At 68.7% G+C, this 26,894-nt stretch carries 26 protein-coding genes; 16 read left to right on the top strand and 10 right to left on the bottom strand.

The window, feature by feature from the left end:
* Nucleotides 1-80 precede the first annotated feature (80 nt).
* Entirely contained in the window at nt 81-1,193 is a 1,113-nt protein-coding gene (locus QSK25_RS28110) for an ABC transporter permease (protein ID WP_285642947.1), read from the top strand.
* A gap of 50 nt (nt 1,194-1,243) precedes the next feature.
* On the opposite strand, the gene serC is transcribed toward QSK25_RS28110, so the two are convergent.
* From serC to QSK25_RS28080, 6 genes are all read right to left on the bottom strand, one after another.
* Nucleotides 1,244-2,371 (bottom strand): phosphoserine transaminase, encoded by a 1,128-nt coding sequence (gene serC, locus QSK25_RS28105; protein WP_285642676.1) that lies wholly within the window; start codon nt 2,369-2,371, stop codon nt 1,244-1,246.
* Between the two features lie 268 nt (nt 2,372-2,639).
* Entirely contained in the window at nt 2,640-3,536 is an 897-nt protein-coding gene (locus QSK25_RS28100; protein WP_285642674.1) for a hypothetical protein, read from the bottom strand.
* A gap of 142 nt (nt 3,537-3,678) precedes the next feature.
* A complete protein-coding gene (locus QSK25_RS28095) occupies nt 3,679-4,281 on the bottom strand; it encodes a response regulator transcription factor (RefSeq protein WP_285642672.1) in 603 nt (200 codons plus the stop codon).
* The gene (locus QSK25_RS28090) at nt 4,278-5,333 is read right to left on the bottom strand and encodes a sensor histidine kinase (protein WP_285642670.1); all 1,056 of its coding nucleotides are present in this window, start codon (nt 5,331-5,333) and stop codon (nt 4,278-4,280) included. The genes QSK25_RS28095 and QSK25_RS28090 overlap by 4 nt, the downstream gene beginning before the upstream one ends.
* Nucleotides 5,312-6,142 (bottom strand): ABC transporter permease, encoded by an 831-nt coding sequence (locus QSK25_RS28085; RefSeq protein WP_285642668.1) that lies wholly within the window; start codon nt 6,140-6,142, stop codon nt 5,312-5,314. The genes QSK25_RS28090 and QSK25_RS28085 overlap by 22 nt, the downstream gene beginning before the upstream one ends.
* Complete coding sequence (locus tag QSK25_RS28080; protein ID WP_285642666.1) at nt 6,139-6,963, bottom strand: ABC transporter ATP-binding protein; 825 nt, start codon at nt 6,961-6,963, stop codon at nt 6,139-6,141. The genes QSK25_RS28085 and QSK25_RS28080 overlap by 4 nt, the downstream gene beginning before the upstream one ends.
* Before the next feature lie 144 nt (nt 6,964-7,107).
* Between QSK25_RS28080 and QSK25_RS28075 the strand changes: the two genes are divergently transcribed.
* The 8 genes from QSK25_RS28075 (at nt 7,108) to QSK25_RS28040 (ending at nt 16,217) form a co-directional block, all read left to right on the top strand.
* Nucleotides 7,108-7,707 (top strand): urease subunit gamma, encoded by a 600-nt coding sequence (locus QSK25_RS28075; RefSeq protein WP_285642664.1) that lies wholly within the window; start codon nt 7,108-7,110, stop codon nt 7,705-7,707.
* Nucleotides 7,707-9,386: an urease subunit alpha gene (locus QSK25_RS28070; protein WP_285642946.1), complete on the top strand. Its 1,680-nt coding sequence runs from the start codon at nt 7,707-7,709 to the stop codon at nt 9,384-9,386. The genes QSK25_RS28075 and QSK25_RS28070 overlap by 1 nt, the downstream gene beginning before the upstream one ends.
* On the top strand, nt 9,383-9,994 hold the full coding sequence (locus QSK25_RS28065) for an urease accessory protein UreF (RefSeq protein ID WP_285642945.1): 612 nt from the start codon (nt 9,383-9,385) through the stop codon (nt 9,992-9,994). The genes QSK25_RS28070 and QSK25_RS28065 overlap by 4 nt, the downstream gene beginning before the upstream one ends.
* The gene (gene ureG / locus QSK25_RS28060; RefSeq protein ID WP_502881899.1) at nt 9,957-10,619 is read left to right on the top strand and encodes an urease accessory protein UreG; all 663 of its coding nucleotides are present in this window, start codon (nt 9,957-9,959) and stop codon (nt 10,617-10,619) included. The genes QSK25_RS28065 and ureG overlap by 38 nt, the downstream gene beginning before the upstream one ends.
* A gap of 25 nt (nt 10,620-10,644) precedes the next feature.
* Nucleotides 10,645-11,346, top strand: a complete 702-nt coding sequence (locus tag QSK25_RS28055; protein ID WP_285642661.1) for an urease accessory protein UreD — start codon at nt 10,645-10,647, stop codon at nt 11,344-11,346.
* Nucleotides 11,347-11,501: 155 nt separating this feature from the next.
* The gene (gene pdxH, locus QSK25_RS28050) at nt 11,502-12,158 is read left to right on the top strand and encodes a pyridoxamine 5'-phosphate oxidase (protein ID WP_285642659.1); all 657 of its coding nucleotides are present in this window, start codon (nt 11,502-11,504) and stop codon (nt 12,156-12,158) included.
* An 802-nt stretch (nt 12,159-12,960) separates the two neighbouring features.
* Nucleotides 12,961-14,895, top strand: coding sequence for an asparagine synthase (glutamine-hydrolyzing) (gene asnB / locus QSK25_RS28045; protein ID WP_285642656.1), 1,935 nt, complete (start codon nt 12,961-12,963; stop codon nt 14,893-14,895).
* A 59-nt stretch (nt 14,896-14,954) separates the two neighbouring features.
* Nucleotides 14,955-16,217 (top strand): MFS transporter, encoded by a 1,263-nt coding sequence (locus QSK25_RS28040; protein ID WP_285642653.1) that lies wholly within the window; start codon nt 14,955-14,957, stop codon nt 16,215-16,217.
* Here QSK25_RS28040 and QSK25_RS28035 read toward each other — a convergent pair.
* On the bottom strand, nt 16,201-16,998 hold the full coding sequence (locus tag QSK25_RS28035) for a hypothetical protein (RefSeq protein WP_285642651.1): 798 nt from the start codon (nt 16,996-16,998) through the stop codon (nt 16,201-16,203). The two genes, QSK25_RS28040 and QSK25_RS28035, sit on opposite strands and share 17 nt — an antisense overlap.
* Nucleotides 16,999-17,078: 80 nt before the next feature.
* Here QSK25_RS28035 and QSK25_RS28030 point away from each other — a divergent pair, with 80 nt between their 5' ends.
* A complete protein-coding gene (locus tag QSK25_RS28030; RefSeq protein WP_285642649.1) occupies nt 17,079-18,473 on the top strand; it encodes an APC family permease in 1,395 nt (464 codons plus the stop codon).
* A 4-nt stretch (nt 18,474-18,477) separates the two neighbouring features.
* On the opposite strand, the gene QSK25_RS28025 is transcribed toward QSK25_RS28030, so the two are convergent.
* Nucleotides 18,478-19,194 carry an AAA family ATPase gene (locus QSK25_RS28025; protein ID WP_285642646.1) on the bottom strand — a complete coding sequence of 239 codons (717 nt, stop codon included), beginning with the start codon at nt 19,192-19,194 and terminating at the stop codon, nt 18,478-18,480.
* A complete protein-coding gene (locus tag QSK25_RS28020; RefSeq protein ID WP_285642643.1) occupies nt 19,191-19,967 on the bottom strand; it encodes an MBL fold metallo-hydrolase in 777 nt (258 codons plus the stop codon). The genes QSK25_RS28025 and QSK25_RS28020 overlap by 4 nt, the downstream gene beginning before the upstream one ends.
* A 38-nt stretch (nt 19,968-20,005) precedes the next feature.
* On the opposite strand from QSK25_RS28020, the gene QSK25_RS28015 reads away from it, so the two are divergent.
* A complete protein-coding gene (locus QSK25_RS28015) occupies nt 20,006-20,890 on the top strand; it encodes an aldose 1-epimerase family protein (protein WP_285642641.1) in 885 nt (294 codons plus the stop codon).
* 77 nt (nt 20,891-20,967) lie between these two features.
* On the top strand, nt 20,968-22,179 hold the full coding sequence (locus tag QSK25_RS28010) for an amidohydrolase (RefSeq protein WP_285642638.1): 1,212 nt from the start codon (nt 20,968-20,970) through the stop codon (nt 22,177-22,179).
* On the opposite strand, the gene QSK25_RS28005 is transcribed toward QSK25_RS28010, so the two are convergent.
* A complete protein-coding gene (locus tag QSK25_RS28005) occupies nt 22,176-23,315 on the bottom strand; it encodes an acyl-CoA dehydrogenase family protein (RefSeq protein ID WP_285642636.1) in 1,140 nt (379 codons plus the stop codon). The two genes, QSK25_RS28010 and QSK25_RS28005, sit on opposite strands and share 4 nt — an antisense overlap.
* 83 nt (nt 23,316-23,398) lie before the next feature.
* Between QSK25_RS28005 and QSK25_RS28000 the strand changes: the two genes are divergently transcribed.
* From QSK25_RS28000 to QSK25_RS27985, 4 genes are all read left to right on the top strand, one after another.
* Nucleotides 23,399-23,989 carry a TetR/AcrR family transcriptional regulator gene (locus QSK25_RS28000; protein WP_285642635.1) on the top strand — a complete coding sequence of 197 codons (591 nt, stop codon included), beginning with the start codon at nt 23,399-23,401 and terminating at the stop codon, nt 23,987-23,989.
* A gap of 5 nt (nt 23,990-23,994) precedes the next feature.
* Nucleotides 23,995-24,927, top strand: coding sequence for a carbohydrate kinase family protein (locus QSK25_RS27995; protein ID WP_285642634.1), 933 nt, complete (start codon nt 23,995-23,997; stop codon nt 24,925-24,927).
* Between the two features lie 225 nt (nt 24,928-25,152).
* Nucleotides 25,153-26,466 (top strand): citrate synthase, encoded by a 1,314-nt coding sequence (locus QSK25_RS27990; protein ID WP_285642631.1) that lies wholly within the window; start codon nt 25,153-25,155, stop codon nt 26,464-26,466.
* A gap of 80 nt (nt 26,467-26,546) precedes the next feature.
* The gene (locus tag QSK25_RS27985) at nt 26,547-26,891 is read left to right on the top strand and encodes a hypothetical protein (RefSeq protein WP_285642630.1); all 345 of its coding nucleotides are present in this window, start codon (nt 26,547-26,549) and stop codon (nt 26,889-26,891) included.
* Nucleotides 26,892-26,894 lie beyond the last annotated feature (3 nt).

Genomic DNA, 26,894 nt, shown 5'->3' with positions numbered 1-26,894 from the left:
GGCAGCGACATGACAGATCGGACGAGGGCTGTTGAAGGGAGGGCATCGTGATCGACCTGCTGCGCCTCGGGTTCTTCGGCATGAAGACCCGGCCGATCCGCGCGGTCCTCTCCGCCCTGGGCATCGCGATCGGCATCGCCGCCGTGGTCGCCGTCGTCGGCATCCCGGCCTCCAGCGCGGCGGCTCTGAGCGAGAAGATGTCCAAGCTGGGCACCAACCTCCTCACCGCCGCACCCGGACAGGACCTCTTCGGCCAGGACGCGAAGCTGCCGGAGACCGCGGTGCCGATGGCCAAGCGGATCGGGGCGGTGTCGGCGGCGAGCGCCACCGGCAAGGTCAGCGCCAGCGTCCGCAAGAACGACCTGGTGCCGTCCAGCGACACGCTGGGGTTGCAGGTGCAGGCGGCCGAGCAGGACCTGCTGAAGGTGCTGAGCGCCGAGGTCCGCGAGGGCCGGTGGCTGTCGCCGGGCGAGAAGTCGGTGGTGCTCGGGGGCACCGCGGCGGCCAGGCTCGGCATCGAGAAGCCGGGGGTGCAGCTGTGGATCGACGGCCAGTGGTTCACGGTCGTCGGCATCCTCGGGCCGTTGCCGCTCTCGCCGGAGATCGACCGGTCGGCGCTGGTCGGCTGGGACGCGGCCAAGGAGGCGTTCGGGTTCGAGGGCCACGCGAACACGGTCTACGTGCGCACGTCGCCGGACCAGGTGGACAACGTCCGCACCCTGCTCGGCCCGACGCTGAACCCGCAGAAGTCCAACGAGGTCAAGGTTTCCCGGCCGTCTGAGGCGCTGGAGGCGCAGCAGCTGGCCGAGAGTTCCTACAACGCGCTGTTCCTGGGTTTGGGCGGAGTCGCGTTGTTGGTGGGTGGCGTCGGCGTGGCGAACACGATGGTGATCTCGGTGCTGGAACGCCGCAGGGAGATCGGTCTGCGGCGGGCGCTCGGGGCGACCCGGCGGCAGATCCGGTGGCAGTTCCTCACCGAGTCGGTGTTGTTGTCAGGTCTGGGCGGGCTGGTCGGCGTGATCGTGGGCATCGCGGTCACGGCCGGGTATTCGATCAGCCAGCACTGGCCTGCGGCACTGCCGTGGCCGGCCCTGCTCGGGGGAGTGGGCTCGGCGATCCTCATCGGCGCCATCGCCGGCGTCTATCCCGCGGTGCGGGCGGCCCGCCAGTCGCCCACGGAAGCACTTGCCTGAAAAGCCCTGGGGCGCACCGGGAACTCGGTGCGCCCCAGGTTGCTGTCGGGTCAGAGCTGGCCGACGACCCAGTCGATCGCCTGCGTGAGGATCGTGACGTCGTTCGGCTCGATGGCCGGGAACATCGCGACGCGCAGCTGGTTCTTGCCGAGCTTGCGGTACGGCTCCACGTCCACGATGCCGTTGGCGCGCAACACCTTCGCGACCGTGGCCGCGTCGACGTCGTCGGAGAAGTTGATCGTGCCGACGACCTGCGAGCGGTCAGCGGCCTTCTCGACGTACGGCGTGGTGTACGCGGTCTTCTCGGCCCACGAGTACAGCCGGTCGCTGCTGTCCTTCGTGCGCGCGACGGACCAGTCGAGGCCACCGTTGCCGTTGATCCAGTCGATCTGGTGCGCCAGCAGGAAGAGCGTCGCGACCGACGGCGTGTTGTACGTCTGGTCCTTCGTGGAGTTGTCGAGCGCGGTCGGCAGCGACAGGAACTCCGGCACCCAGCGGTCCTTGAGCTCCTCGACGCGTTCCAGCGCCTTGGGCGACATCAACGCGAGCCACAGGCCACCGTCGGACGCGAACGACTTCTGCGGCGCGAAGTAGTAGACGTCGAAGTCCTCCGCCTTGACCGGCAGACCACCCGCACCCGACGTGGCGTCGATGGCGATGAGCGCTTCGCCGGAGCCCTCGATGCGCGTCACCGGCATCGCGACACCGGTCGACGTCTCGTTCTGCGCCCAGCCGACCAGGTCGGCGCCCTCGGCGTAGAACAGCTCGGGCGAGGTGCCCGGCTCGGCCTTGGTGACCAGCGAGTCCTTCAGGAACGGCGCGGTCTGCGTGACCTTCGCGAACTTGGACGAGAACTCGCCGTTCGTGAAGTGCTGGGCCGTCTCGCGGACCAGCCCGAACGACGCCGCGTCCCAGAACGCCGTGGTGCCACCGTTGCCGAGCACGACCTCGTACCCGTCCGGCAACTGGAACAGCTCGCGCAGACCGGACCGCACGCGGCCGACGAGGTTCTTGACGGGCTTCTGCCGGTGCGAGGTGCCGAGCAGCGCGGCACCCTCGGACGCGAGGGCCGCGACGGCCTCGGGACGCACCTTGGACGGTCCACAGCCGAAGCGGCCGTCAGACGGCTTGAGCTCGGCGGGAAGCACCAACGAGGTCGGATCGGCGGTCTGGGTCATGTGGTCACGCCTCCGGGGCGATTGACTGAGCTTCAGGGACCTGACCGGCGCCGTTGCCGGAGTTCACAGTGTTGCAGGCCGGTGTACCGGAGGTGACAGCCGGGTGTCCTGGGTCACTGTGGAGCCCCACCCGAAGTTGATCATGGTCTGTCCGATTTGTAATCCTCTGCGACCGAGCCCGGCAAGATCGCGGAGGGTGTTCATGTCAACAATTGGTGCTTGCAAGGGTGGAGACAGCGGCACGAGCGACGAGGACGAATGGTCAGGATCAGGGCGACGCCATCTTGTAGCGGGCTTCCTTCAGTTGCAACCGCATACCTGCGCGGTGACGGATCGGCAGTTCGGACAGTCGGCAGATGATCATTTCCCGGCCGTCGTCATCGACTCTCCTGAGCAACTCGACTCCGGCGAATGACTCGGTCCTGCCGACCGGCTCGGCGTAAGCCTCCACGCCTTTCGGCAGCAGAACCCGGTAGGTGGCGCGATGTGTCGGTTCCCAGAACATCAGCCCGAACTCGTCGGGCGCGCCCTCCAGGAGCGGCGCGGATCTTTTGGGCCAGTTCAGGTCGACGGTGAAGGACACCTCGGAGTTCGCCGTCAGGGGCGTGTGGAAATGCGCGATCGCCGCCATCGATCCGGCGCGCGGCCACGAGACGGTCGTCCGCAGCGTGGTTCCGGGGGATCCGTCGATCAGAAGGTTGCGCACGGTCATCCTGATAGCGCGCCTGTAGCGCGCCGGTTGGGGCCAGCCGCAGCCGAATCGCAACCGGATGAAGCGCACGTCATCGCGGGTCGCACGCAGCTTGATCTTCAGCTTGCTGTTCGTGTCACCGCGCTCGCCGATGACGGCGGTCTCCTCCCAGCTGATGACCTCGAACGAGGGCCATCTGTCGTTGATGAACTTGCAGTACTGGGCTACGAGGTACCTGTGGTCCTCCAGTTCGCGCCGCTCCGCACGCCGGCGGGTCAGCAAGGCGATGCCGGTGGCGACGATCAGCAACACCGCGGTGACCAGGGCGCTGGCTTTGATCGCCGAGCTGCCGAGCACCGCGCCGATCACCACCGCGAACGACATCAGGCCCACTGCGGCTTTGGCGACCGCGGGTGGACCATGACCACGGAGGAATTCCTCCAGGAACAGAATCGTCTCCCGCAGCACCCGCACCCCCGGCTGATGTCGCGAGCAGAATGCGATGACTGCCCGTCGAGTCAGCAGATTGTCGCGCCGTTCCCGGCCTGGACCGTCGCACGTGCTCGAATGGCCGAACGCGGTTCACTGATGTGTAGCAACGCCGCGTTCCGGAAGGTTACCGGAGCATTCCCCGATCCATCGCCGTGGTGACCGCCGCTGTGCGGTCCGACACCCCGAGTTTGTTGAACACCCGCAACAGGTGCGTCTTCACCGTCGCCTCGGAAATGAACAAAGTCCGTCCGATCTCAACATTGGACATCCCTTTGGCGACCAGTTTCAGCACCTCGGCCTCCCGGGCCGACAGCGGCGGCGTCCGCACCTGCCCCACGACCTTGGCGACCATCGACGGCGCCAGCACCGTCTCCCCGCGGGCGGCCGCCCGGATCGCCGCGATCAGGTCCTCGGTCGTCGAGTCCTTCAGCAGGTAACCCGAGGCCCCGGCCTCCACCGCGCGGAGGATGTCCGAATCGGTCTCGTAGGTCGTCAGCACCAGCACCCGAGGTCCGGTCCCGACGATCCGCGCGGTGGCGGCCACACCGTCCATTTCGGGCATTCGCAGGTCCATCAGCACGACGTCCGGCTTCAACGAGGCGGCTTGCGAGATGGCTTCCTGCCCCGACCCCGCGTCCCCGACGACCTCCAGGTCGTCCCCCACGAGCATCCCGCGCAGCCCCTGACGCACCACGGGGTGGTCGTCCACCAGCAGAATCCTGATCACAGCGGCACCTCCACCAGCACTGACGCCCCCTCGTCGGACGACAACGAGAGCGTCCCACCCACCTGTTCCAGTCGCGCACGCATGCCCCGCAGCCCGAAGCCCTCGGGTGCGTCGCCGAAGCCGCGGCCGTCGTCGCGCACCTCCAGCGAGATGCCGTCGGTGTCGAACCTCATCGTCACGTCCACGCGGGACGCCTCCGAGTGCCGCGCCACGTTGTTCAGCGCCTCCTGCACGGTCCGCAGCAGCACGACCTCGACCGAGGTGGCCAGCGGCCGGACGTCCCCGATCACCCGGAAGGAAGACGGCAGCGGAACCCCGGACACCAACCGCCGCACCGCGTCCTCCAGCGACGAACCGTCCAAAGGCGACGGTGCGTTGGCGGCGACCAGGGCGCGGGCCTCGCGGAGGTTCTCGCGCGCGGTCCGCAACGCCAGGTCGACGTTCGGCTGCGCGCCCTGCAGCAGGGTGATGATCGACGTGAAGCCCTGCGCGAGCGTGTCGTGGATCTCGGCCGCCCAGCGGGCCCGTTCGGCCTCCAGCGTCAAAGCCTCGATCTTGTCGAGGAGTTCGGCGCGTTGCCTGCTCTGGTCGGACATGCGGCCGATGGCCCAGCCGAACGCCTGCGAGAAGCCCGCGATCAGCATCGCGGCGGGCCACTCCAGCGCGGGCACGGCGCCGGCCAGCCAGGTCAGCACCTGCGGCGTGAAGACGAAGACCACCATCGGCACGAACGCCCACGCGACCGGCAGCACCATGTAGATCTGCGGGACCAGGCCGAACAGGGCGAAGGTCGCGTTGCCGCTGAACCACACCGCCGGGGCGAAGGTGGCGAGCGAGCCCGCCGCGTAGACGAGGCCGCGCCAGTCCTGGTGGTCGCGCCGGACGAGCTTCACGCCGTAGAACAGGAACCAGAGGGCGTTCAAGAGCAACAACCCCGCCGCCGAGAGCCGGTCGGCGAGGGTGTTGTCGTCGATCAGGATCAGCACGAGCGCGGTGACCTGGGTGACCGCGAAGAGCACGTACCAGGTGATCAGCGACTGGTGTTGCTCCACTTGAAAGTCCTGCTGACGAGAACCAGACCCACGATCGTCCAAGCGCCCAGCACCAGCGCGATCTTGCCGAGCTCCCATGATCCCGCCGCCTCCATGACCGCGTAGTCGTCGTTCAGAGCGAACACCGAGCGGAAACCCTGGCACACCCACTTGAGCGGGAAGAGCGATCCCGCCGTGCGCAGGGACTCGGGCAGCGCCGACTGCATGATGAACACACCGCTGAGGAACTGCAGCACGATGTACGGCAGGTTCAGCACGCCGGCGGCGTTGCGGGGGGACTTCGCGATCGCGCTCAGCGCCACGCCGATCAGCGAGCAGGAGATCACGCCGAGCACGAACACCCAGCCGAACGTGAACCACTTCTCCGCGCTCGAAGGCAGTTCCACGTCGAACCGCAGGATGCCCACGGCCAGCAGCAGCACGGCCTCGAAGAGGCTCGACACGAAGACCAGGATGATCTTGCCGAGGAAGTAGGACGAGAACGGCATCGGCGTGCCGCGCAGGCGCTTCAGCGTGCCGTCCTCGCGGTCGGCGACGACGCTCATGCCGAGTCCGACGAACGACGTCGAGATGATGCCGGCGCCGATCATGCTGGCCGCGAACATCTGCGCGGCAGCGGGTTCCTGCACGTACACGGTGCCGAGCAGCAGCATCAGGAGCGCCGGCAACGAGATCGTGAAGATGAGATTTTCCTTCTGCCGGAAGAACTCCCGCAGTTCGGTGCCACCGCGGGCGAAGCCGAGGGCGAGAGCGGACGGCAGGGCGGCGGTCGTGGATCGGGCTGCGGTGGCGAGCACGGGGGTGGTCACTTGATCAGCTCCAGGTAGACGTCTTCCAGCGACGGGCGGGTGACGGTGAGCTCGGCCAGTTCGCCGTGCCGGGACGCCTCGGTGATCACCTTGGTGGGCTCGGAGGTCAGGACCTCCTGGTAGCCGCGGTCGGACCGCCAGCGGACGGTGGCCTCGGCGTGTGCGCGGCCCCCGAGCGTCTGCGGCGTGCCCTCGGCGACGATGCGGCCACCGGCGAGCACGGCGACGCGGTCGGCCAGCGCCTCGGCCTCGTCGAGGTAGTGCGTGGTCAGCAGGATCGTGGTGCCCTCGGCGGCGAGCAGCCTGATGAGGCCCCAGAACTGGCGCCGCGCCTCGGGGTCGAACCCGGTCGTCGGCTCGTCCAGGAACACCAGCTCGGGGCGTCCGATGATGCCGAGCGCCACGTCGAGACGGCGCCGCTGCCCACCGGAGAGCGTGCCCGCGCGGGCCTTCGCCTTCTCGGTGAGCCCGACGAGGTCGATGACCTCCTCCGGGTCGCGCGGGTCGCCGTAGTACCGCGCGTAGTGGTGCACGGCCTCGCGGACGGACAGCGTCGCGGCGTCGGTCGCGCTCTGCAGGACGATGCCGAGCTTCGAACGCCACTCGCGGCCGCCCCTGGCCGGGTCGACGCAGAGGACGCTGACCTCACCGGAGTCGCGGTCGCGGTGCCCCTCCATGATCTCGACGCTGGTGGTCTTGCCGGCGCCGTTCGGGCCGAGCACCGCGAACACCTCCCCGCGGGCGACGTCGAGGTCCACCCCGGCCACCGCCTGGTGGTCCTTGTAGGCCTTCTTGAGGCCCCTCACTCGGATCGCGTTCATGTCGTGAATCCTGCGTTCGGGAGGGGGCTCCGCGGGACGACCGCACCGCCGACCCCGGTTGTCAACCGGTCGGTGGACACGCGGTCGTGTTTCGGCCGTGTTTCCACTCCGGGAAAGCGCCCTTCCGCGTGTTAGAACGGCGGGGTGCATCTGACGCCGCATGAACGCGACAAGCTCCTCGTGCACGTCGCCGCCGACGTGGCGCGCCGCCGCCTCGAGCGCGGGGTGCTGCTCAACTACCCCGAGGCCGTCGCGTTGATCACCGACCACGTGCTGGAGGGCGCGCGGGACGGCCGCACGGTCAGCGAGCTCATGGAGAGCGGACGTGCCGTGCTGGCTCCCGAGCAGGTCATGCGGGGTGTGCCGGAGATGATCGACTCGGTGCAGGCCGAGGCCACGTTCCCGGACGGCACCAAGCTCGTCACCGTCCACCACCCGATCGCGCCGTCCGCCGGACCGGCGCCGGGGGAGGTGGTCGTCGGGGCCGAGCCGGTCGAGCTGAACCCCGGACGGCCGCGGGTGACGCTGGTCGTGGCGAACGTCGCCGACCGGCCCGTGCAGGTCGGTTCGCACTTCCACTTCGCCTCGGTGAACACGGGGCTGCTGTTCGACCGGGAAGCCGCGTTCGGGTACCGGCTCGACATCGCCGCCGGGACGGCCGTGCGGTTCGAGCCCGGCGTCGAACGCGAGGTCACGCTGGTTCCGTTGGCGGGGCTGCGAATCGTGCGGGGGTTGCAGCGGTGATCGATCGTGAGCGTTACGCGGAACTGCTCGGGCCGACGGTCGGTGACCGGATCCGGCTCGCCGACACCGACCTGTTCATCGAGGTCGCCGAGGACCGTTCACGCGGCGCCGGGTCCGGCGACGAGGTGATCTTCGGGGGCGGCAAGGTCGTCCGCGAGTCGATGGGGCAGGGGATCGCGACCCGGGCCGAGGGCGCTCCCGACCTGGTCATCACGGGTGCGGTGGTCCTCGACCACTGGGGTGTCGTCAAGGCCGACGTCGGCGTGCGGGACGGCCGGATCGTCGGCATCGGCAAGGCGGGCAACCCGGACACGATGGACGGTGTCGACCCGGCGCTGGTGATCGGCCCGTCCACGGAGATCCTGTCCGGCAACGGGAAGATCCTCACCGCCGGCGGGATCGACTGCCACGTGCACTTCATCTGCCCGCAGATCGTCGACGAGGCGCTGGCGTCCGGGCTGACGACGCTGATCGGCGGCGGCACCGGCCCGGCCGAGGGCACCAAGGCCACGACGGTCACGCCCGGCGCCTGGAACCTCGACCGGATGCTGACGTCGATGGACCACATGCCCGTCAACGTCCTGTTGCTGGGCAAGGGGAACACGGTTTCGCTGGAAGGCCTGCGCGAGCAACTCGCCGGTGGCGCGGGCGGGTTCAAGCTGCACGAGGACTGGGGCACCACGCCCGCGGCGATCGACGCCTGCCTGCGGGTGGCCGACGAGTCCGGCGTGCAGGTCGCGATCCACACGGACACGTTGAACGAGGCCGGTTTCCTGGAGTCCACCGTGGACGCCATCGGGGGCCGGTCGATCAACGCCTACCACTCCGAGGGCGCCGGCGGCGGGCACGCGCCCGACATCATCCGCGTGGTGTCGCTGCCGAACGTGCTGCCGTCGTCGACGAACCCGACGCGCCCGCACACCGTGAACACGCTGGAAGAGCACCTCGACATGTTGATGGTGTGCCACCACCTCAACCCGTCGGTGCCGGAGGACCTCGCCTTCGCCGAGTCGCGGATCCGCCCGACGACGATCGCGGCCGAGGACCTGTTGCACGACATGGGCGCCATCTCGATGATCTCGTCGGACTCGCAGGCGATGGGACGCGTCGGCGAGGTGATCATCCGGACCTGGCAGACGGCGCACGTCATGTCGTCGCGCCGGACGCTCGAGGCGAACCTGCGGGCGCAGCGGTACGTCGCGAAGTACACGATCAACCCCGCGGTGGCGCACGGGATCGCGTCCGAGGTCGGGTCGGTCGAGGTCGGCAAGCTCGCCGACCTGGTGCTGTGGGAGCCCAAGTTCTTCGGGGTGCGGCCGTCGGTGGTGCTCAAGGGCGGGTTCATCGCCTGGGGTCAGATGGGCGACGCGAACGCGTCGATCCCGACGCCGCAACCGGTGTGGGCGCGGCCGATGTTCGGGGCCACGGCCGGTGCCGCGTCCTCGGTGTTCTTCGTGTCCCCCGAGGCGGTCGAGGCCGGGATCGGGTCGCGGTACGCGCGCCGGGTGCTGCCGGTGGACTCGACGCGGTCGGTCACCAAGGCCGACATGGTGCTGAACTCGGCGATGCCGGACGTCCAGGTCGACCCGGACAGCTTCGCCGTGCACGTCGACGGGGACCTGGTGGAGCCGTCTCCGGTGGCGGAACTGCCGATGGCGCAACGGTACTTCCTGTTCTGATGCTGACAGCGCTGATCCTCTCCGACTCCCGGTTCCCCGGCGGCGGGCACGTGCACTCCGGCGGGCTGGAGGAGGCGGCCGCGCGCGGGCTGGTCGTCGACGAGCCCACGCTCCGGTCGTTCCTGCACGGGCGGTTGGTGACGGCCGGGTTGCTGGCGGCCGGGTTCGCCGCGGCGGCGGCCCGCGGGGAGGACCTCTCCGAGCTCGACGCCGAGCTGGACGCCCGGACGCCGTCGCCTGCGCAGCGGGAGGCCTCGCGGGCGCAGGGGCGCGGGATGTTGCGGGCGGCGCGGCGGGCCTGGCCTTCGGCGAGGCTGGACGCGCTGCCCCGGGACCCGCACCAGCCGCTGGTGATCGGGGTGCTGGCCGGTGATCCGTTCGAGGCGGCTCTGACCTGCGCTTATCTGGCGGTCAGCGGGCCTGCGTCGGCGGCGGTGCGGTTGCTGGGGCTCGATCCGTTCGGCGTCAACGCGATCGTGGCCGCGCTGCCGGTCGAGGACGTTGCTTCGCGGGCGTGCGCCGAGCTTCCCGCTTTGGGTTCACCTGCCTTGGACCTGCTGGCCGAGGCACATGTTCGACGTGAAGGGGTGCGTCTCTTTGGGAGCTAACCACGGACCCGATCCGCACGGGCACCACCACGGGGTCGCGCCGCGCATCGGCATCGGCGGCCCGGTCGGCAGCGGCAAGACCGCGCTGACCGCCGCGCTGTGCCACGCGTTGGGGTCGCAGCTGTCGTTGGCGGTCGTGACGAACGACATCTACACGACCGAGGACGCGGACTTCCTGCGTCGTGCCGGCGTGCTGGACCCGTCGCGGATCGAGGCGGTGCAGACCGGGTGCTGCCCGCACACGGCGATCCGGGACGACATCACGGCGAACCTGGACGCGGTGGAACGGCTGGAGCACCGGTTCGACGACCTCGACCTGGTGATCATCGAGAGCGGCGGGGACAACCTGACCGCGGTGTTCTCGCGCGGCCTGGTCGACCGGCAGATCTTCGTGGTGGACGTGGCCGGTGGCGACAAGGTGCCGCGCAAGGGCGGGCCCGGCGTGACGACCGCGGATCTGTTGGTGATCAACAAGGTCGACCTGGCGCCGCACGTGGGCGCGGACATGGACGTGATGATCTCCGACGCGCACCGGATGCGCGGGGAACTGCCCGTGATCGCGCAGTCGTTGGTGGAGACGCCGGACGCACCCGAGGTCGCGAAGTGGGTGCTGGCGGGGCTGTGAAGGCATCTCGGGTGAAGGCGTTCCGGTGAAGGCCTCGGCACGGCTCGTGGTGGCGTTGGACTCGCACGGCAACAGCGTCGTGCGAGTGCTGCGCTCCATGACACCGTTGACATTGGTCCCGGCGCGGCGCGTGGGCCCGGTTGCGTTGGTGCACCTGGTTTCCTCGGTCACCGCGCCGCTGGGCGGCGATTCGTTGTGCCTGACCGTCGAAGTCGGTCCTGGGGCGACATTGGACCTTCGAGGCGTTGCGGCGACGCTGGTGCTGCCCGGTTCGTCCGGTGAGCCTTCTTCGTCTCTTGTGCGGTTCTCCGTCGAGGGCACCGTTTCCTACCTGCCCGAACCGACGGTGGTGACGGCGCGGGCGAACCACACCGCAGTGGTGGAGGCTGAATTGGACGGTCACGCAGAGTTGCGGCTGCGCGAGGTCCTGGTGCTGGGCCGCGCTCGTGAGCCGGCCGGTTCGTTGTCGTCGTCGGTGCGCGCAACCCGTTGCGGCAAGCCGTTGTTGCACCAGCAGCTGGTCGTGGGCGACCCGTCGGTCGACGGATCTGTCAGCGGACTGGCAGGACGGCGTGTCGTGGGGAGTTCGCTGGTGCTGGACGGCATCGAGCGAAAGGCCGACGGCGGTGAGTGGTGGAGCGTCGTTCCGTTGGCAGCGGGCGGAACCCTTGCTACCGCACTGGGTGACGACGTGGTCACCGTCACACGTGTGCTCGACGCCATCTGACTCGATCACGGACTCGATCCAGAACTGTTCTTTGCACGGACAGTCACCGTTCAGGTGGTGGTCATCACCGCGCAGGCGGTTTCGGGATCGGTTCGCCGTGCGTATGGTCGCGGGTCCAGGGACCACGAGTTCTGCCGCCGCTTGGAGGTTCGCCGATGACGGAGACCACGAACATCGCACTACCGGCGATGCGCGTGTCATACGAGCAGGGCTCGCTCAGCGAGACCGAGCTTGCCGCCACCTGGCACGAGCAGCTCCAGCTGTGGCTGGACCAGGCCAACGGCGCCGGGCTGCCCGAGCCGAACGCGATGGTGCTCGCCACCACGGACGTGAAGGGCCGTCCGTCGTCGCGGACCGTGCTGGCCAAGGGACTCGACGCGCGCGGGCTGGTGTTCTTCACCAACTACACGTCCAACAAGTCGCACGACCTGATGGCCACCCGGTACGCCTCGGCCACGTTCCCGTGGTTCGCGATGCAGCGCCAGGCGCACGTGCGCGGGACCGTCGAGAAGGTCGGGCCCGTGGAGACCGCCGAGTACTGGAACTCGCGGCCCCGCGGCTCGCAGATCGGGGCCTGGGCCTCGCCGCAGTCGCGGGTCGTGACCGGACGGTCCACTCTGGATTCGGCGTTGCACAAGATCGAGCGGCAGTTCGCCGAGACCGAGAAGATCCCCGTGCCGCCGCACTGGGGCGGGTGGCGGATCCGGCCCGAGGAGGTCGAGTTCTGGCAGGGGCGGCGGGATCGGATGCACGATCGGCTGCGGTTCCGGCTCGGACGGGACGGGTGGGCTTTGGAGCGAGTAGCTCCGTAGGACTTGGCTTTTTCGTGGGGCGTCTTCCTGTGGGCGGGGAGGCGCCCCGTTTTTGGTTGCGTTTTGTTGGTTGGGCTGCGGTTGCGAGGGTGGTCCCGTTGGGTCGGGACGAAGATGTGGGGTGCGATTGGGGCTTGACCTTGAGCCTCTGGCGGGATGCGTATCGGCCTCAAAAGCCGGGGATGGAAGCGCCCCGGCCGGTCTGAGATGGTGGCATCCCGCCCCTCAAGGTCAAGCCCCAATCGCCCAGAGCGGTGGAACCGGCCAGGTGGTGGGGATCGGCCCGTTCGGGCTCGCCTTCGGCTTCGCCACGCCAGGTTTCGTAGGTGGTTGGCTGGCGATGTCGGCTGTCCGGTTGAGTGCGCGCGCCGAGCCAAGACGGTGGTCACCCTTGCGTTGGCGACTGCGGTTGGGGCTAGAGCTCGGCTGCGCCGTCGCGATGCTCGCGCTCTGTCGGGCTCGCCTTCGGCATCGCGTCTCCTCAAGCCACTGCTGGAGCGCATCGCTGCCTAGCTCTTGGCTGCCACACGCTCAGCTACCCAACGCTCGGCTGGCTCGTGCCCGGCCTACTTCCCCTCGCCCCCGCCTCTGCGCCGCCACCTCTCCGCCCACCTCTGCGCCGCCGCCTCTCGGTCCACCTCTTCCGCCACCCTCGTGGCGGCCCCTGCACCTCCACCCCCTGCGCGGCCCCGTGCGGAACCTGACCTGGGGGTCGGGCGTCCTTCGGGTGGCGAGAAGGTCCGGATCCCCGCTTCGGCATACTGGGATTTCAGCAACAGCTAGCTACGAGGTGCGATTTCACGTGTGCGGAGTGCTCGGACTCATCTGTTCTACGGAAGCCGGTGCGGCCTCCGCGCGTGACTCCGTCGCTGCGGCGCTGCGCTGCCAGCGGCACCGTGGGCCCGATGAGCAGGACACCTGGGCCGACGCTGAGGTCATCTACGGGTTCAACCGGCTCGGGTTCATCGACCTCGAGCACTCGCACCAGCCGCTGGTGTGGGGGCCGCCGGAGAACCCCACCCGGTACACGTTGAACTTCAACGGCGAGATCTACAACTACAAGGAGCTCCGGGCCGAGCTCATGCGGAAGTTCGGGGCCCAGTTCAAGACGAAGGGCGACGGCGAGTCCATCGTCGCCGGGTACCACTACCTCGGTGCCGACTGGGTCAAGATGTTGCGCGGCATGTTCGCCTTCATGATCTGGGACGCGCAGGAGCGCGTGGTGTTCGGGGCGCGGGATCCGTTCGGGATCAAGCCTTTGTACTGGGCGGCGGGGCCCGGCGGTGTCGGGTTCTCGTCGGAGAAGAAGAGCCTCCTGCAGCTGACCGGCGTGCTGGGGATCAGCCAGGAGCTGGACCAGACGGCGTTGCAGCACTACCTGGTGCTGCAGTACGTGCCGGAGCCCGAGTCGTTGCACAAGGCGATCCGGCGGGTGGAGTCCGGGACGTCGTTCAAGGTGTCGCCGGGTGGGCAGGTGCTGTTCAACCGGTACTTCAAGCCCGTGTTCAACCCGCGGCCGGTCAACGGGGCGCACGAGGCCGAGGCGTTGCACGAGCGCATTGCCGACGTGATGCGGGACTCCGTCGCCAAGCACATGATCTCGGATCCTGAGGTGACGGTCGGGGCGTTCCTGTCGGGCGGCATCGACTCGACGGCCACGGCGACGCTGGCCAAGCAGCACAACCCCAACCTGATCGCCTTCACCAGCGGGTTCGACCGGGACGGGTACTCCGAGGTCGACGTCGCCGCGGAGACGGCGGCGGCCATCGGGGTGCGGCACGTGGTCCGGACGGTGTCGGCGGACGAGATGATGAACGAGTTGCCGCTCATCATCTGGTACCTGGACGACCCGGTGGCGGACCCGGCGTTGGTGCCGTTGTACTTCATCGCGAAGGAAGCTCGTAAGTACGTCAAGGCCGTGCTCAGCGGTGAGGGTGCTGACGAGCTGTTCGGCGGCTACGTGATCTACCACGAGCCGTTGTCGCTGGCGCCGTTCGAGAAGGTGCCCGGCGGTGTGCGCAAGTTGATGGGCGCGGTGTCCAAGTCCATTCCGGAGGGTGTGCGCGGCAAGGACCTGCTGCGGCGCGGCTCGCTGCGGCTGGAGGACCGGTACTACGGCAACGCCCGCAACTTCAGCGACGACCAGGTGCGCGCGGTGTTCCCCGGCTACGTCGAGGGCATCGGCTTCAAGGACGTCACGGCGCCCTGGTACCGCGAGTCCGAGGACTGGGACCCGGTGGCGCGCATGCAGCACATCGACCTGTTCACGTGGCTGCGCGGCGACATCCTCGTCAAGGCCGACAAGGTGACGATGGCCAACTCGATCGAGTTGCGCGTGCCGTTCCTCGACCCCGAGGTGTTCCGGGTCGCGTCCGAGGTGCCGCTCGACCAGAAGCTGACCGAGGGCACGACCAAGTACGCGCTGCGCAAGGCGTTGGCGAAGATCATTCCGCCGCACGTGTTGAACCGGCCCAAGCTCGGGTTCCCGGTGCCGATCCGGCACTGGCTGCGCGCCGAGATGTACGACTGGACGCGCGCGATCATCAACGACTCGCAGACCGGGCACCTGCTCGACAAGAACGCGGTGCTCGACCTGCTGGCTGAGCACAAGTCGGAGCAGTTCGACCGCAGCCGGCAGCTGTGGTCCGTGCTCTGCTTCATGATCTGGCACGGGATCTTCGTCGAGGGCCGGATCACGCCCAAGGTGCCCGAGCCGGTGTATCCCGTCCGCCTCTGACGAGTGGTCTTGGCGACACATCCACATGAAGGGCTTGTTAGTTGCCATAGGCTAACCAAGTGGCCACTGTGGGGAGAAGCGCGCGTTCGACGTTCGTGATCGACACCCGACCGTTGAAGATCGTCGCGTATCGCCGGTTGTGGCTCTCCACGATCGTGACGGCGGTGGGCTCCCAGCTCACCGCCGTCGCCGTGCCCAAGCAGGTCTACGACCTCACCGGCTCGTCCGCGTGGGTCGGCATCGCCGCCGGTGTGGCGCTCGTGCCGCTGCTGGTCTTCGGGCTGTGGGGCGGCGCCATCGCGGACACCGTCGACCGGCGCAAGCTGCTGCTCGTCACGAACACCGGCATCGCGGTCTCGTCGGTGCTGCTGTGGGCGCAGGCGGCGATGAACGTCGGCTCGGTGTGGCTCGTCATCGCGTTGCTCGGCCTGCAGCAGGTGTTCTTCGCGGCCAACGCGCCGGCCCGCTCCGCCTCCATCGCCCGGCTCGTGCCCGCCGAGCTGCTGCCGTCCGCCGGTGCGCTCGGGTCGACGGTCATGCAGTTCGGCGCCGTGCTCGGGCCGTTGCTCGCGGGTGCGTTCATGCCGATCGTCGGGCTCTCGACGCTCTACCTGGTGGACGCGATCGCCCTCACCGTCACGGTCTACGCGGTGTGGAAGTTGCCCGCCATGCCCCCGCTGGACGGCGTGATCCGGCGGGCGGGACTGCGGGACGTGCTCGACGGGTTCGTGTACCTGTGGGCGCAGAAGGTGCTGATGGCGTCGATGCTGCTGGACATCATCGCGATGGTGTTCGGCATGCCGCGGGCGCTCTTCCCGGAGATGGCCCAGCACACGTTCGGCGATCCCGCCGGCGGTGGGTTCGCGCTCGGCGTGCTGTTCGCGGCCATCCCGGTCGGCGCGGTGATCTGCGGGCTCACGTCCGGCTGGATCTCGAACGTCAACCGTCACGGCGTCGCGCTCACCCTGGCCGTCGTCGGCTGGGGCGTCGCGATCGCGGGCTTCGGGCTCGCCGGGTCGCTGTGGATCGCGGCCGCGTTCCTCGCGCTCGCGGGTGCCGCCGACATGGTGTCGATGGCGTTCCGCGGCGCGATCCTGCAGTCCGCCGCGACCGACGAGATGCGCGGACGGATGCAGGGCGTGTTCATCGTCGTCGTGGCCGGCGGACCGCGGATCGCCGACCTGCTGCACGGCACGGGTGGCGCGGCGTTCGGCACGGCCGCGGCGGTGTCGGTCGGCGGGTTGCTGGTGGTCGTGGCCAGTGTCGCGATGGTGGCGGCGCTGCCGGCGATCTGGCGCTACAAGGTCAACCCCGCGGGCTGATCTCGGCCGGGTTCGGCTCGGTGATCGTGACGGGGGAGCCCCAGTCGGTGAACCGGGTCGCGTCGACGATCCGCTTCCCCTGGAACTCCGTGTAGAAGCCGATGCGGGTGGGCAGGCCGCTGCCGTCCAGTTCGACCTCGGCGGTCGTGCCGGGCACCTTCTGGTCCAGCGCGAGCTTGATCTCGGCGCGCAACGCCTCGTCCTTGAGAGTGTCGTACGCCTTCCGGTAGTCGACGGAGATCGAGTAGCGGGTGCTGCCACCGGCCTGCGTGGTCAGCTTGATCTCGCCGCCCGCCTCGATCACCGGCAGGTGGTAGGTCGTGAAGACGGCCTGCTGGTAGACGATGTCGTGGAAGCCCAGCACGGTCGTCGTGAACTCGTCGTCGACCCCGCGGTCGAGCTTCACCCACGGCTTGCCGGCGGGCAGCCCGAAGACGTCGGCGGGCAGCCGCACGAACGCGGTGTCCTTGGTGGTCGAGACCAGCCGGAGCTCCACGGCGTCGCCGTCGGTCTGCACAGGACGGTTCGTGGTCGCGTCCATCGCAGGGACCTCGCCGCCCAGCCGCACGTTCCCCTTCGCCGGTGCGCGGCCGGACGTCCCGGCCAGCGGCGGGTCGATGGTGAAGCGGTAGGAACCCTTGTCGTTCACGGACTTCTTCACCGCCGCCACGAGACCCGGCACGTCGCGGTGCTGGGGGCCGCCGGTGTCGCTCGCGGGGTCGGACGAGGAGCAGGCGGTCAGCGCCAGGGCGGCGGTGATCGCGGTTGCCGCGAGTCTCATCGGGCGATTGTTACACCAATTGGGTGAGGTCAGCGTCCGTTCCCGCAGGTAGCCGATCAAGAGGAGCAGAATCTTCGGGCATGGCTGAAGCGACTCCACAAACGGAGCAACCAGAGCTACATCGGGCAATCGGCCCGAAGCTGCTGCTGTTCTTCGTCGTCGGCGACATCCTCGGCACCGGCATCTACGCGCTCACCGGCAACGTGGCGGGCAAGATCGGCGGCGCGCTCTGGTTGCCGTTCCTGCTCGCGTTCCTGGTGGCGTTCCTGACGGCGTTCAGCTATCTGGAACTGGTCGGGAAGTACCCCAAGGCAGCGGGCGCGGCGCTGTACACGAACAGAGCGTTCAAGATCCACTTCTTGACGTTCATGGTCGCGTTCGCGGTCATGTGCTCGGGCATCACCTCGGCGTCGTCGGCGGCGCTGGCGTTCGGTCGCACGTACCTGCGGCAGCTGCTGGTGGAGTTCTTCGACGTCTCGCTGCGGCCGGAGTCGCTCGTGTTCACCGGGCTCGCGATCGTCTTCATCGGCGGCCTCGCCCTGATCAACTTCCGCGGCGTCTCGGAGTCCGTCAAGGCCAACGTGGTCCTGACCTGCATCGAGCTGTCCGGCCTGCTGATCATCATCGCGATCGGCGCGTACGCGGTGGCGGTCGGCGACGGAGAACCCTCACGGCTCACCGAGATCCACGTGCCGTCCGGGTCCAACATCATGCTCGCGGTCACCTCGGCGACGGCGCTCGCGTTCTTCGCGATGGTCGGCTTCGAGGACTCGGTCAACATGGCCGAGGAGTGCAAGAACCCGGCCAAGATCTTCCCGCGCGCGATGCTGATCGGCATGGGCGTCGCGGCCCTGATCTACGTGCTGGTCGCGATCACGTCGTCGCTGCTGATCCCGTCCGACGAACTCGCGAAGGCGAGCAGCGGCGCGTTGCTGAAGGTCGTCACCGTCGGCGCGCCGGGCTTCCCGCTGTGGATCTTCGCGCTGATCGGTCTGCTGGCCGTCATCAACTCGGCGCTGATCAACATGCTGATGGCGTCCCGCCTGCTGTACGGCATGGCGAACGAGAAGATCATCCCGCAGTTCTTCGGCACCGTGCACCCGTTCCGCCGCACGCCGTGGATCTCGATCGTCTTCACGACGGGCGTCGCGGTGATCCTGGTGTCCACAGCGGACATCGGCAAGCTCGGTGGCACGACGTCGTTGCTGCTGCTGATCGTCTTCACCATCGTCAACGTCGCGTGCCTCGTGCTGCGCCGGGAGAAGGCCGAGCACAAGCACTTCCGGGCGCCCACCTGGGCACCGGTGCTCGGCGCGATCACCTGCGCGTACCTCGCGATCCCGGGCCTGTCGGGTCGTCCGATCGACGACTACAAGATCGCGGGTTACCTGCTGCTCGCCGGTCTGGTGCTCTGGGGCATCAACCGCGTGCTGCACGGCAAGGTCGAGACGCACCCGGAGAACCTCGGCAAGTGATCTCCTAGTCCAGCAGGTGTTTCAGGAACCGGTCGGGATCGCCCAGGAAGTTGCGGGTGAGCCTGACCGGTTCCGCCGTGTCGTAGGAGATCTCGTCGATCGTGTCGGTGATCTCCAGGATCGTCGCGCCGGGCGCCGCGAGCAGGATCGGCGAGTGCGTGGCGATGATGAACTGCGAGCCCTCCTCGACGAGTTCGTGCATGCGCCGGAGAACGGTGAGGCAGCCCTTGACCGACAGCGCGGCCTCCGGCTCGTCCAGCACGTAGAGGCCACGACCGCCGAACCGGTGCGTCATCAGGTCGATGAAGCTCTCGCCGTGGGACCGCTCGTGCAACGACTTCCCGCCGTACGAGGCGTGGATCCCCTCGCCGATGCGGTCGATCTCGGTGGCGACGTTGTAGAACGACTCGGCCCGGAGGAAGAACCCCGTGCGCGGCTTCCTGGTGCCCCAGCTCAGGATCAGGTGGTCACCGAGCGACGACTCCGTCGCCTTCGTCGCGAACCGGAACGACTGCGTGCCGCCCTCGGCGTTGAACCCGGCCGCCACCGCGATCGCCTCGGCCAGCGTCGACTTGCCCGCGCCGTTGTCCCCGGTGAGGAACGTGACGGGCGTGCGGAAGTGCAACGGCTGCTCGATCAGGTGCCGCACCACCGGCAACGTGAACGGGTACCGGTGCGTGTCGCCGGCCTGGTCGAGGCGGACCTGGTGGATGAACGTCACGCGAGCCGCGCCAGCTCGACCGGGTCGTGGGCGCAGAAGACCTCCACCTCACCCGACGCCTTGAGCTCCCTGAGGCGTTCCACATTGGACAGCCGCTGCTCGCGGATCGTCTCGGTCTGCCGCGCGGTCAGCTTCAACGCGAAGATGTTGCTGGGCGGCGTCTCGACCTCGCCGCGGTAGAAGTAGGCGTCCCCGGCGTGCAGCAACCACCCGTCGTCGCCCTTGACCGCGATGCCCGTGTGCCCGCGCGTGTGGCCGATCAGCGGCACCATGAGGATGTCGTCCGGCAGCCCATCGACGTCCTTGACGGCCTCGAACCCGTTCCAGCTCTCCCCCTCGGCCTTGTGCGTCCGGAAGTTCACCCCGTCCCGCTGGGCCTTCGGGTACCGCGCCTTCTCCTTGGTCCCCTTGGCCCCGACCGCGGCCTCCAGTTCCGCGTCCAGCACGTGCACGGTCGCCTTGGGGAAGTCCCGCAACCCACCGGCGTGGTCGAGGTCCAGGTGCGTCACCAGCACGTGCCGCACGTCGTCCGCCGTGTACCCGCGCTTCTCGACCTGGCTGATCGCCGTCTCGGTGATGTCGAGCACCGGCCGCAGCAACGTGCGGCTCATCGGGTCGATCGTCCCCTTGGGGTTCGTCACCTCGTTCATCCCGAAACCCGTGTCGACCAGCACCAGCCCCTGGTCGGACTCGATCAGCAGGCAGTGCGCCACCAGCCCACCGGCCACCAGGGGCGGCCGGAACGTGGCGCAGTTGAGGTGATGAACCTTCATGGGCAAATCCTTTCGCCGGCCCCGTAGGCTTCAGCCTCATGTTGGGGATCTCGTACGAGGGTGCCACCGCCGTGATCACGACTGTAGGGGCGGGCCTGCGCTCCTTCGAGGTCGACGACGTCCCATACGTGGAAACGTTCGGCGCCGACGAGAAACCTCCGATGAGCGCGGGCGCTGTCCTCGTCCCCTGGCCGAACCGGACCGCGGGTGCCACCTGGGTGCTGGACGGCGTCCGGCAGGAGCTGGAGATCACCGAGCCGGCCAGGGGCAACGCCATCCACGGCCTGGTCCGCCGCCGTCCGTGGTCGGTCCTCGAACACACCGGCTCCCTCGTGTCGCTGCGGGCCCTGATCGAACCCCAGCCGGGCTGGCCGGCGGCCCTCGACGTCACCGTCTCCTACGCCCTCGACGACAACGGCCTGACCGTCACCCACGGCGTGAAGAACGTGGGCGACGTCCCCACCCCGTTCGGCGTGGGCACCCACCCGTACCCCCGAGCGGGCAACGCCGCGACCGACGCGTGCACCCTGACCCTCGCCGCGACCACCGTGCTGCCGCTGGACACCGACCGCATGGTCCCGTCCGGCCCGGCCACCCCGGTCGAGGGCACGCAGTTCGACTTCCGCGGGGGCCGCCCGCTGGAGGGCGCGAAGCTGGACACGCCCTTCGGAGGCTGCGAACCGGCGTCCGACGGCCTGATCCACCACACCCTGACCTCGAAGGACAGTGGTGTGGAGGTGTGGGCGGACCCGGCGTTCCGCTGGGTGCAGGTCTACACCCCGGACTCCTACCCGAACCGGGGCCGCGCGGTGGCGGTCGAGCCCATGACGTGCCCGCCGGACGCGCTCAACTCGGGGGTGGACCTGATCTGGGTCTCGCCGGGGGAGTCCTGGGGCGCACGGTGGGGCATCCGCCCGCTCTGACCACCTGCTGAGCCGAGCGGGACCAAGGTGACGTACCGGGTGGCCACCACCGACCAAAACCGTTAGCGTCGCTAACCATGAACCTCGCGATCACCAGCGGCTACGTCGTCCCCGTGGACGGCGCCCCGATCGAAGGCGGCACCGTCCTGATCCAGGACGGCAAGATCGCAGCCGTGGGCCAGAACGTCGACATCCCGGACGGCACCAGAACGGTCGACGCGAACGGCGCCTGGGTCCTCCCGGGCTTCGTCGAGGCCCACGGCCACATCGGCGTCCACGAGGAGGCCGAGGGCTGGGCCGGCCAGGACACCAACGAGATGACGGACCCGGTCGGCGCGAGGATGCGTGCCCTCGACGCCATCAACCCCGCCGACCTGGGCTTCGCGGACGCCCTGAGCGGTGGCGTCACCACCGCGGTGATCAAGCCGGGCAGCGGCAACCCCATCGGCGGCCAGACGGTCGCGATCAAGTGCTGGGGTCGCACGGTCGACGAGATGCTCGTCAAGGAACCGGTGAGCGTGAAGAGCGCCCTGGGCGAGAACCCCAAGCGCGTCTACGGCGACAAGGGCAAGCTGCCGTCCACCCGCCAGGGCGTGGCGGCGGTCATCCGCGACCAGCTGACCAAGGCCCAGGACTACGCGGCCAAGAAGGCCGAGGCGGAGAAGGACGGCAAGCCGTTCGACCGCGACAACACCATGGAGATCCTCGGCAAGGTGCTCAGCGGCGAACTCGGCTGGTGCCAGCACGCGCACCGGGCCGACGACATCGCCACGGCCATCCGCCTGTCGGAGGAGTTCGGCTACCGCCTGATCCTCAACCACGGCACCGAAGGCCACCTGATCGCGGACGTCATCGCGGACAAGCGGATCCCGGTCATCATCGGCCCGCTGTTCACCAGCAGGTCCAAAGTGGAGCTTCGCAACCGGGGCCTGCGCAACCCGGGCATCCTCGCGCGCGCCGGTGTCGAACTCGCGATCACCACGGACCACCCGGTGGTGCCGATCCACTTCCTGGTGCACCAGGCCACCCTCGCGGTCAAGGAAGGCCTCGACCGCGACACCGCCCTGAAGTCCATCACCACCAACCCCGCCAGGATCATGGGCCTGGACGACCGGGTCGGTTCGCTCAGGCCCGGGCTCGACGGCGACGTGGTGATCTGGTCCGGTGACCCGCTCGACGTGATGAGCCGCGCCCTGAACGTCTACGTCCAGGGCCGCGAGGTCTACACGTGGAACGAGCAGAAGGGCGAAGGGGCCGTGGCCGACCCCTTCTACCGCGAAAGCGACTAACGCAGTCCGCGCCCGATCACCAGGCGCTGGATCTGGTTGGTGCCCTCGAAGATCTGCAACACCTTGGCCTCGCGCATGTACCGCTCGACCGGGAAGTCACGGGTGTAGCCGGCACCGCCGAGCACCTGCACGGCGTCGGTCGTCACCTTCATCGCCGCATCGGTGGCGATGAGCTTGGCGATCGACGCCTGCTGCCGGAACGGCAACCCGCGGTCGCGCCGGCGCGCGGCCGAGATGTAGGTGGCCCGAGCGGACTCCACGGCGGCGGCCATGTCGGCGAGCAGGAACTCCAGGCCCTGGAACTCGATGATCGGACGGCCGAACTGCGTGCGCGTCTTGGCGTACGCCACGGCCTCGTCCAGGGCGGCCTGCGCCAGACCCACCGCACAGGCGGCGATCCCGAGCCGGCCGGAGTCCAAAGCGGACAGTGCGATCTTCAGGCCGTCGCCCTCGTTGCCGATCAGCCGGTCCGCGCCGAACCGCACGTCGTCGAACGCCAGCTGCGCGGTGATGGAACCGGTGAGCCCCATCTTGCGCTCAGGGGTGGCGGCCACGAGACCGGACGCCTCACCCGGCGCGAGGAAGCACGAGATGCCGCGGCCCGCGTCGGGGGACGTGCGGGCCATCAGCGTGTAGAAGTCGGCGGCGCCGGCGTGCGTGATCCACGCCTTGGTGCCGTTCACGACGTACTCGGAGCCCTTGCGGACGGCGCGGGTCGCCATGGCGGCCGGGTCGGAGCCCGCCTGCACCTCGGACAGCGCGTAGCCGCCGAGCAGTTCGCCCTCGAGCATCTCGGGCAGCCAGCGCTCCTGCTGCTCGCGGGTGCCGAACTGCGCCAGGCCGTAGCAGGACATGACGTGCACGGAGAGGCCGACGGCGACCGTCATCCACGCGGAGGCGACCTCCTCCAACGCCTGCAGGTACACCTCGTAGGGCTGCTCGCCGCCGCCGAACTCCTCGGCGTACGGCAGGCCCAGCAGGCCCGACCTGCCCAGCAGGCGGAACGCGTCGCGGGGGAACTTCTCGTTCTCCTCGGCGTCGGCCGCGTGGGGCTTGAGTTCGTCCCGCGCGATCTCCCTGACCAGCGCGATCAGGTCCTCGGCCTCTTGGGTGGGGAGCAGCCGCTCGGCGGGCATCGTCGACCTCCGGTGGTGTACTGGTAGCTGTACTCTAGTGCGTTGTGCAGTACAGCAGCCAGTGACTGTGGCAAGGTCCTCATATGACGCGGGCTCTCACGCAGCGGCAGGCCGAGCTGCTCACCCGGTTGGAGGCGTTGTTCCTCACCGAGGGCTTCGGGCATCTCACGCTGGACGACATCGCGGGCAGGCTGCACTGCTCGAAATCCACGCTGTACGCGCTCGCCGGCAGCAAGGAGCAGCTCGCGGTCCGGGTCGTCGGCCGGTACTTCAAGGGCGCCGCCGAACGCATCGAGAAGCGCATCGCGGGCCTCAACGACGTGCGCAAACGCATCGGCAGCTACCTCGCGGGGGCCGCGGAGGAGCTGAACAAGGCCTCGGCGGCGTTCATCGCGGACGTGTCCGAGTTCCCACCGACGAGGGCCACCTACGAACGCAACGCGCGCGCTGCGGCCGAGCGCATCAAGGCGTTCATCCAGGACGGCGTCGAACGCCACGTGTTCCGCGAGGTGCACGCCACGCTGTTCGCCGAGATGGCCGGTCTGCTCATCGAGGGCATCCAGACCGGGGTCCTCACGAAGCGGGCAGGCGTTTCGGACGCCGAGGCGTTCACCGCCCTGGGCGAACTGTTGTTGGATGGGCTCCAGAGGAACGGGGTCTCCCAGAAGGAGTAGAGCGCGTGATCGTGGTTGCTGGTGAGGCTCTGGTCGACATGGTGCCGGTGGGCGAGGACGAGCTCACCCCGCTCGCGCCGAAGCTCGGCGGCGGGCCGTACAACGTGGCTGTGGCGCTCGGACGGCTGGACGTGCCGACGGCGTTCCTGTCGCGGGTGTCGACCGACCACTTCGGAGAGCAGCTGGTCAAGCGGCTGCACGCGGCGAACGTGACGACGGACCTGGTCCAACGTGGACCGGAGAACACCACGCTCGCCGTCGTGGGCCTCGCGGACGACGGCAGCGCGCGCTACGCGTTCTACGTCGACGGCACGGCAGACCGGCTCGTCGAGGACCCCGGCCCGTTGCCCGCGGACGCCAAGGCGGTGTCGTTCGGCACGCTGTCCCTCGTCCTCGAACCCGGCGCCTCGGTCTACGAGACGGTGCTGCGGCGCGAGGGCAAGCGCTTGCTCACGGCGCTCGACCCCAACATCCGGGCCGGTCTCATCGACGATCCGGGCGCCTACCGCGCGCGGTTCCGGTCGTGGCTGCCCGACGTCGGCCTGCTCAAGCTCTCGGTCGAGGACGCCCAGTGGCTCGCCGAGTCCGACGACGTGATCGAGATCGCAAGGACGTGGATTTCACAGGGGCCGGCCGCCGTCGTCCTGACGAAAGGTGGCGACGGTCTGTCAGTGATCACGGCCACCGGACAGGTCGACGTGCCACCCGTGAAGGTGGACGTGGTCGACACGATCGGGGCGGGCGACACCGTGCAAGGCGCCCTGCTCGCGTGGCTGCACGACCACGACGCGCTCAGCGCCGAGAAGATCCGCGGCCTCTCGGACGAGGAATGGACCACCGCATTGACGTACGCCGGTGCGGCCGCCGCGATCACATGTTCCCGTGCGGGTGCCGAACCGCCCTTTGCGAGCGAACTCACCGCCGCCTTGGGTGGATAAAACGGAGGATCGGACTACCGTGGGGTAGCCGCGCTAGAAACTGGCATTACGGATGTGATGCCGGTCCCATCTCACAGAATCGGTTCACACCGCTGCTGCGAGGCGGGCCTTCCGCCGACTAGCGTGACTGGACTTGAAGACTCAGATCCCAACGGGGTGGTCCGAGACGACGGCAGGCCCGGCGTGGCCTGCCGCCACCCCGTCCGAGCGTTGAGAGGGACTTGAATGCCCGACGCGACGACTGCGCCGACCGACCCACAGACCGTCGCGCTGCGCCACGGGGACGCAGAGCTCGAGATGAAGGTGGTGCGGGCGTCCGAAGGCGCGTCCGGCATCGATCTCGGCAAGCTGCTGTCGACCACCGGTCTGGTAACCCTGGACACCGGTTTCGTCAACACGGCCTCCTGCTCCTCCGAGATCACCTACATCGACGGTGACGCCGGAATTCTGCGTTACCGCGGGTACCCGATCGAGCAGTTGGCCGCGCGCTCGAACTTCGCGGAGGTCTCGTACCTCCTCATCTACGGTGAGCTGCCGACCGCCGCGCAGCTCGAGGACTTCAACAAGAAGATCAGCCGGCACACGCTGCTGCACGAAGACCTCAAGCGCTTCTTCGACGGCTTCCCGCGCGACGCGCACCCGATGCCGGTGCTGTCGTCCGCGGTCTCCGCGCTGTCGACCTTCTACCAGGACTCGCTGTCGCCGTTCGACGCGAACCAGGTGGAGATCTCCACGATCCGCCTCCTCGCCAAGCTGCCGACCATCGCGGCCTACGCGTACAAGAAGTCGGTCGGCCAGCCGTTCCTCTACCCGGACAACTCGCTTGGCCTGGTGGAGAACTTCCTGCGCATGACGTTCGGCTTCCCGGCCGAGGCCTACGACCTCGACCCGGACCTCGTCCGCGCGCTCGACCTGCTCTTCATCCTGCACGCCGACCACGAGCAGAACTGCTCCACGTCGACCGTGCGCCTGGTCGGCTCCTCCGAGGCGAACCTCTTCGCCTCGATCTCCGCGGGCATCAACGCCCTGTTCGGCCCGCTGCACGGCGGCGCGAACAGCGCGGTGCTGGAGATGCTGGAGAAGATCAAGAACGACGGCGGCGACGTGCAGTCGTTCGTCAACAAGGTGAAGAACAAGGAGGACGGCGTCCGCCTGATGGGCTTCGGCCACCGGGTCTACAAGAACTACGACCCGCGCGCCGCGATCATCAAGAAGACCGCCGACGAGATCCTCGGCAAGCTCGGCGCCGACGACCAGCTGCTCGACATCGCGAAGCAGCTGGAAGAGGCCGCCCTGAGCGACGAGTACTTCATCTCCCGCAAGCTCTACCCGAACGTGGACTTCTACACGGGTCTGATCTACCGGGCGATGGGCTTCCCGACGAAGTTCTTCACCGTGCTGTTCGCGCTCGGCCGTCTCCCCGGCTGGATCGCGCACTGGCGCGAGATGATCAACGACCCGGCCACCAAGATCGGCCGCCCGCGGCAGATCTACACCGGCCCGACCGAGCGCGACTTCGTCGCGATGGAAAACCGCTGATCACTGGCTAGTTCTTCAGGCAGTATGAAAGGCGCGTCGCCACGGGCGGCGCGCCTTTCGCGTTACCTGGGGGTGAGGACGTGCGAGCGGAAGTCGAACGGATGTACGCGCTGCACCGGAAGTTGAAGTTCCCCCACGGCCTGCGGGGTGCCGACATCGACGGCGTCTGCATGGTCACGGTCGACGCCGATGCTTCGGGCTGCACGCAGAACTGGCTGGTCAATCGCGGTGTCCTCAACGACGACATCTTCGGCACGGCCGCCCGCTGCCTCGACGACCTGCACCGGGTCGTCCCGCTCTTCGCCGACCCCGCGTCGCCGCACCACCGCCCGTACGCCGCGCACTACTACGGCAGGCTGCGCGAGATGGTCCGGCTGATCGTGCTCGACGGCGCCCATCATGCAGACCCGTCCCGCTCGCCTTAGCGT

It is taken from the genome of Lentzea sp. NBRC 102530 (assembly GCF_030269365.1).
Taxonomy (GTDB): Bacteria; Actinomycetota; Actinomycetes; order Mycobacteriales; family Pseudonocardiaceae; genus Lentzea.
The sequence above is the reverse complement of the archived record's forward strand: the minus strand, read 5'-3'. Positions and strand labels throughout refer to the sequence as shown.

Bases quoted from the DNA above. Each gene is read 5' to 3' on its own strand.
- QSK25_RS28110 (WP_285642947.1), top strand. From the start codon at position 81: ATGAAGACCCGGCCGATCCGCGCGGTCCTCTCCGCCCTGGGCATCGCG.
- serC (WP_285642676.1), bottom strand. From the start codon at position 2,371: ATGACCCAGACCGCCGATCCGACCTCGTTGGTGCTTCCCGCCGAGCTC.
- QSK25_RS28080 (WP_285642666.1), bottom strand. From the start codon at position 6,963: ATGAACGCGATCCGAGTGAGGGGCCTCAAGAAGGCCTACAAGGACCAC.
- ureG (WP_502881899.1), top strand. From the start codon at position 9,957: ATGTTCGACGTGAAGGGGTGCGTCTCTTTGGGAGCTAACCACGGACCC.
- pdxH (WP_285642659.1), top strand. From the start codon at position 11,502: ATGACGGAGACCACGAACATCGCACTACCGGCGATGCGCGTGTCATAC.
- QSK25_RS28035 (WP_285642651.1), bottom strand. From the start codon at position 16,998: ATGAGACTCGCGGCAACCGCGATCACCGCCGCCCTGGCGCTGACCGCC.
- QSK25_RS28030 (WP_285642649.1), top strand. From the start codon at position 17,079: ATGGCTGAAGCGACTCCACAAACGGAGCAACCAGAGCTACATCGGGCA.
- QSK25_RS28020 (WP_285642643.1), bottom strand. From the start codon at position 19,967: ATGAAGGTTCATCACCTCAACTGCGCCACGTTCCGGCCGCCCCTGGTG.
- QSK25_RS28015 (WP_285642641.1), top strand. From the start codon at position 20,006: ATGTTGGGGATCTCGTACGAGGGTGCCACCGCCGTGATCACGACTGTA.
- QSK25_RS28010 (WP_285642638.1), top strand. From the start codon at position 20,968: ATGAACCTCGCGATCACCAGCGGCTACGTCGTCCCCGTGGACGGCGCC.
- QSK25_RS28005 (WP_285642636.1), bottom strand. From the start codon at position 23,315: ATGCCCGCCGAGCGGCTGCTCCCCACCCAAGAGGCCGAGGACCTGATC.
- QSK25_RS28000 (WP_285642635.1), top strand. From the start codon at position 23,399: ATGACGCGGGCTCTCACGCAGCGGCAGGCCGAGCTGCTCACCCGGTTG.
- QSK25_RS27990 (WP_285642631.1), top strand. From the start codon at position 25,153: ATGCCCGACGCGACGACTGCGCCGACCGACCCACAGACCGTCGCGCTG.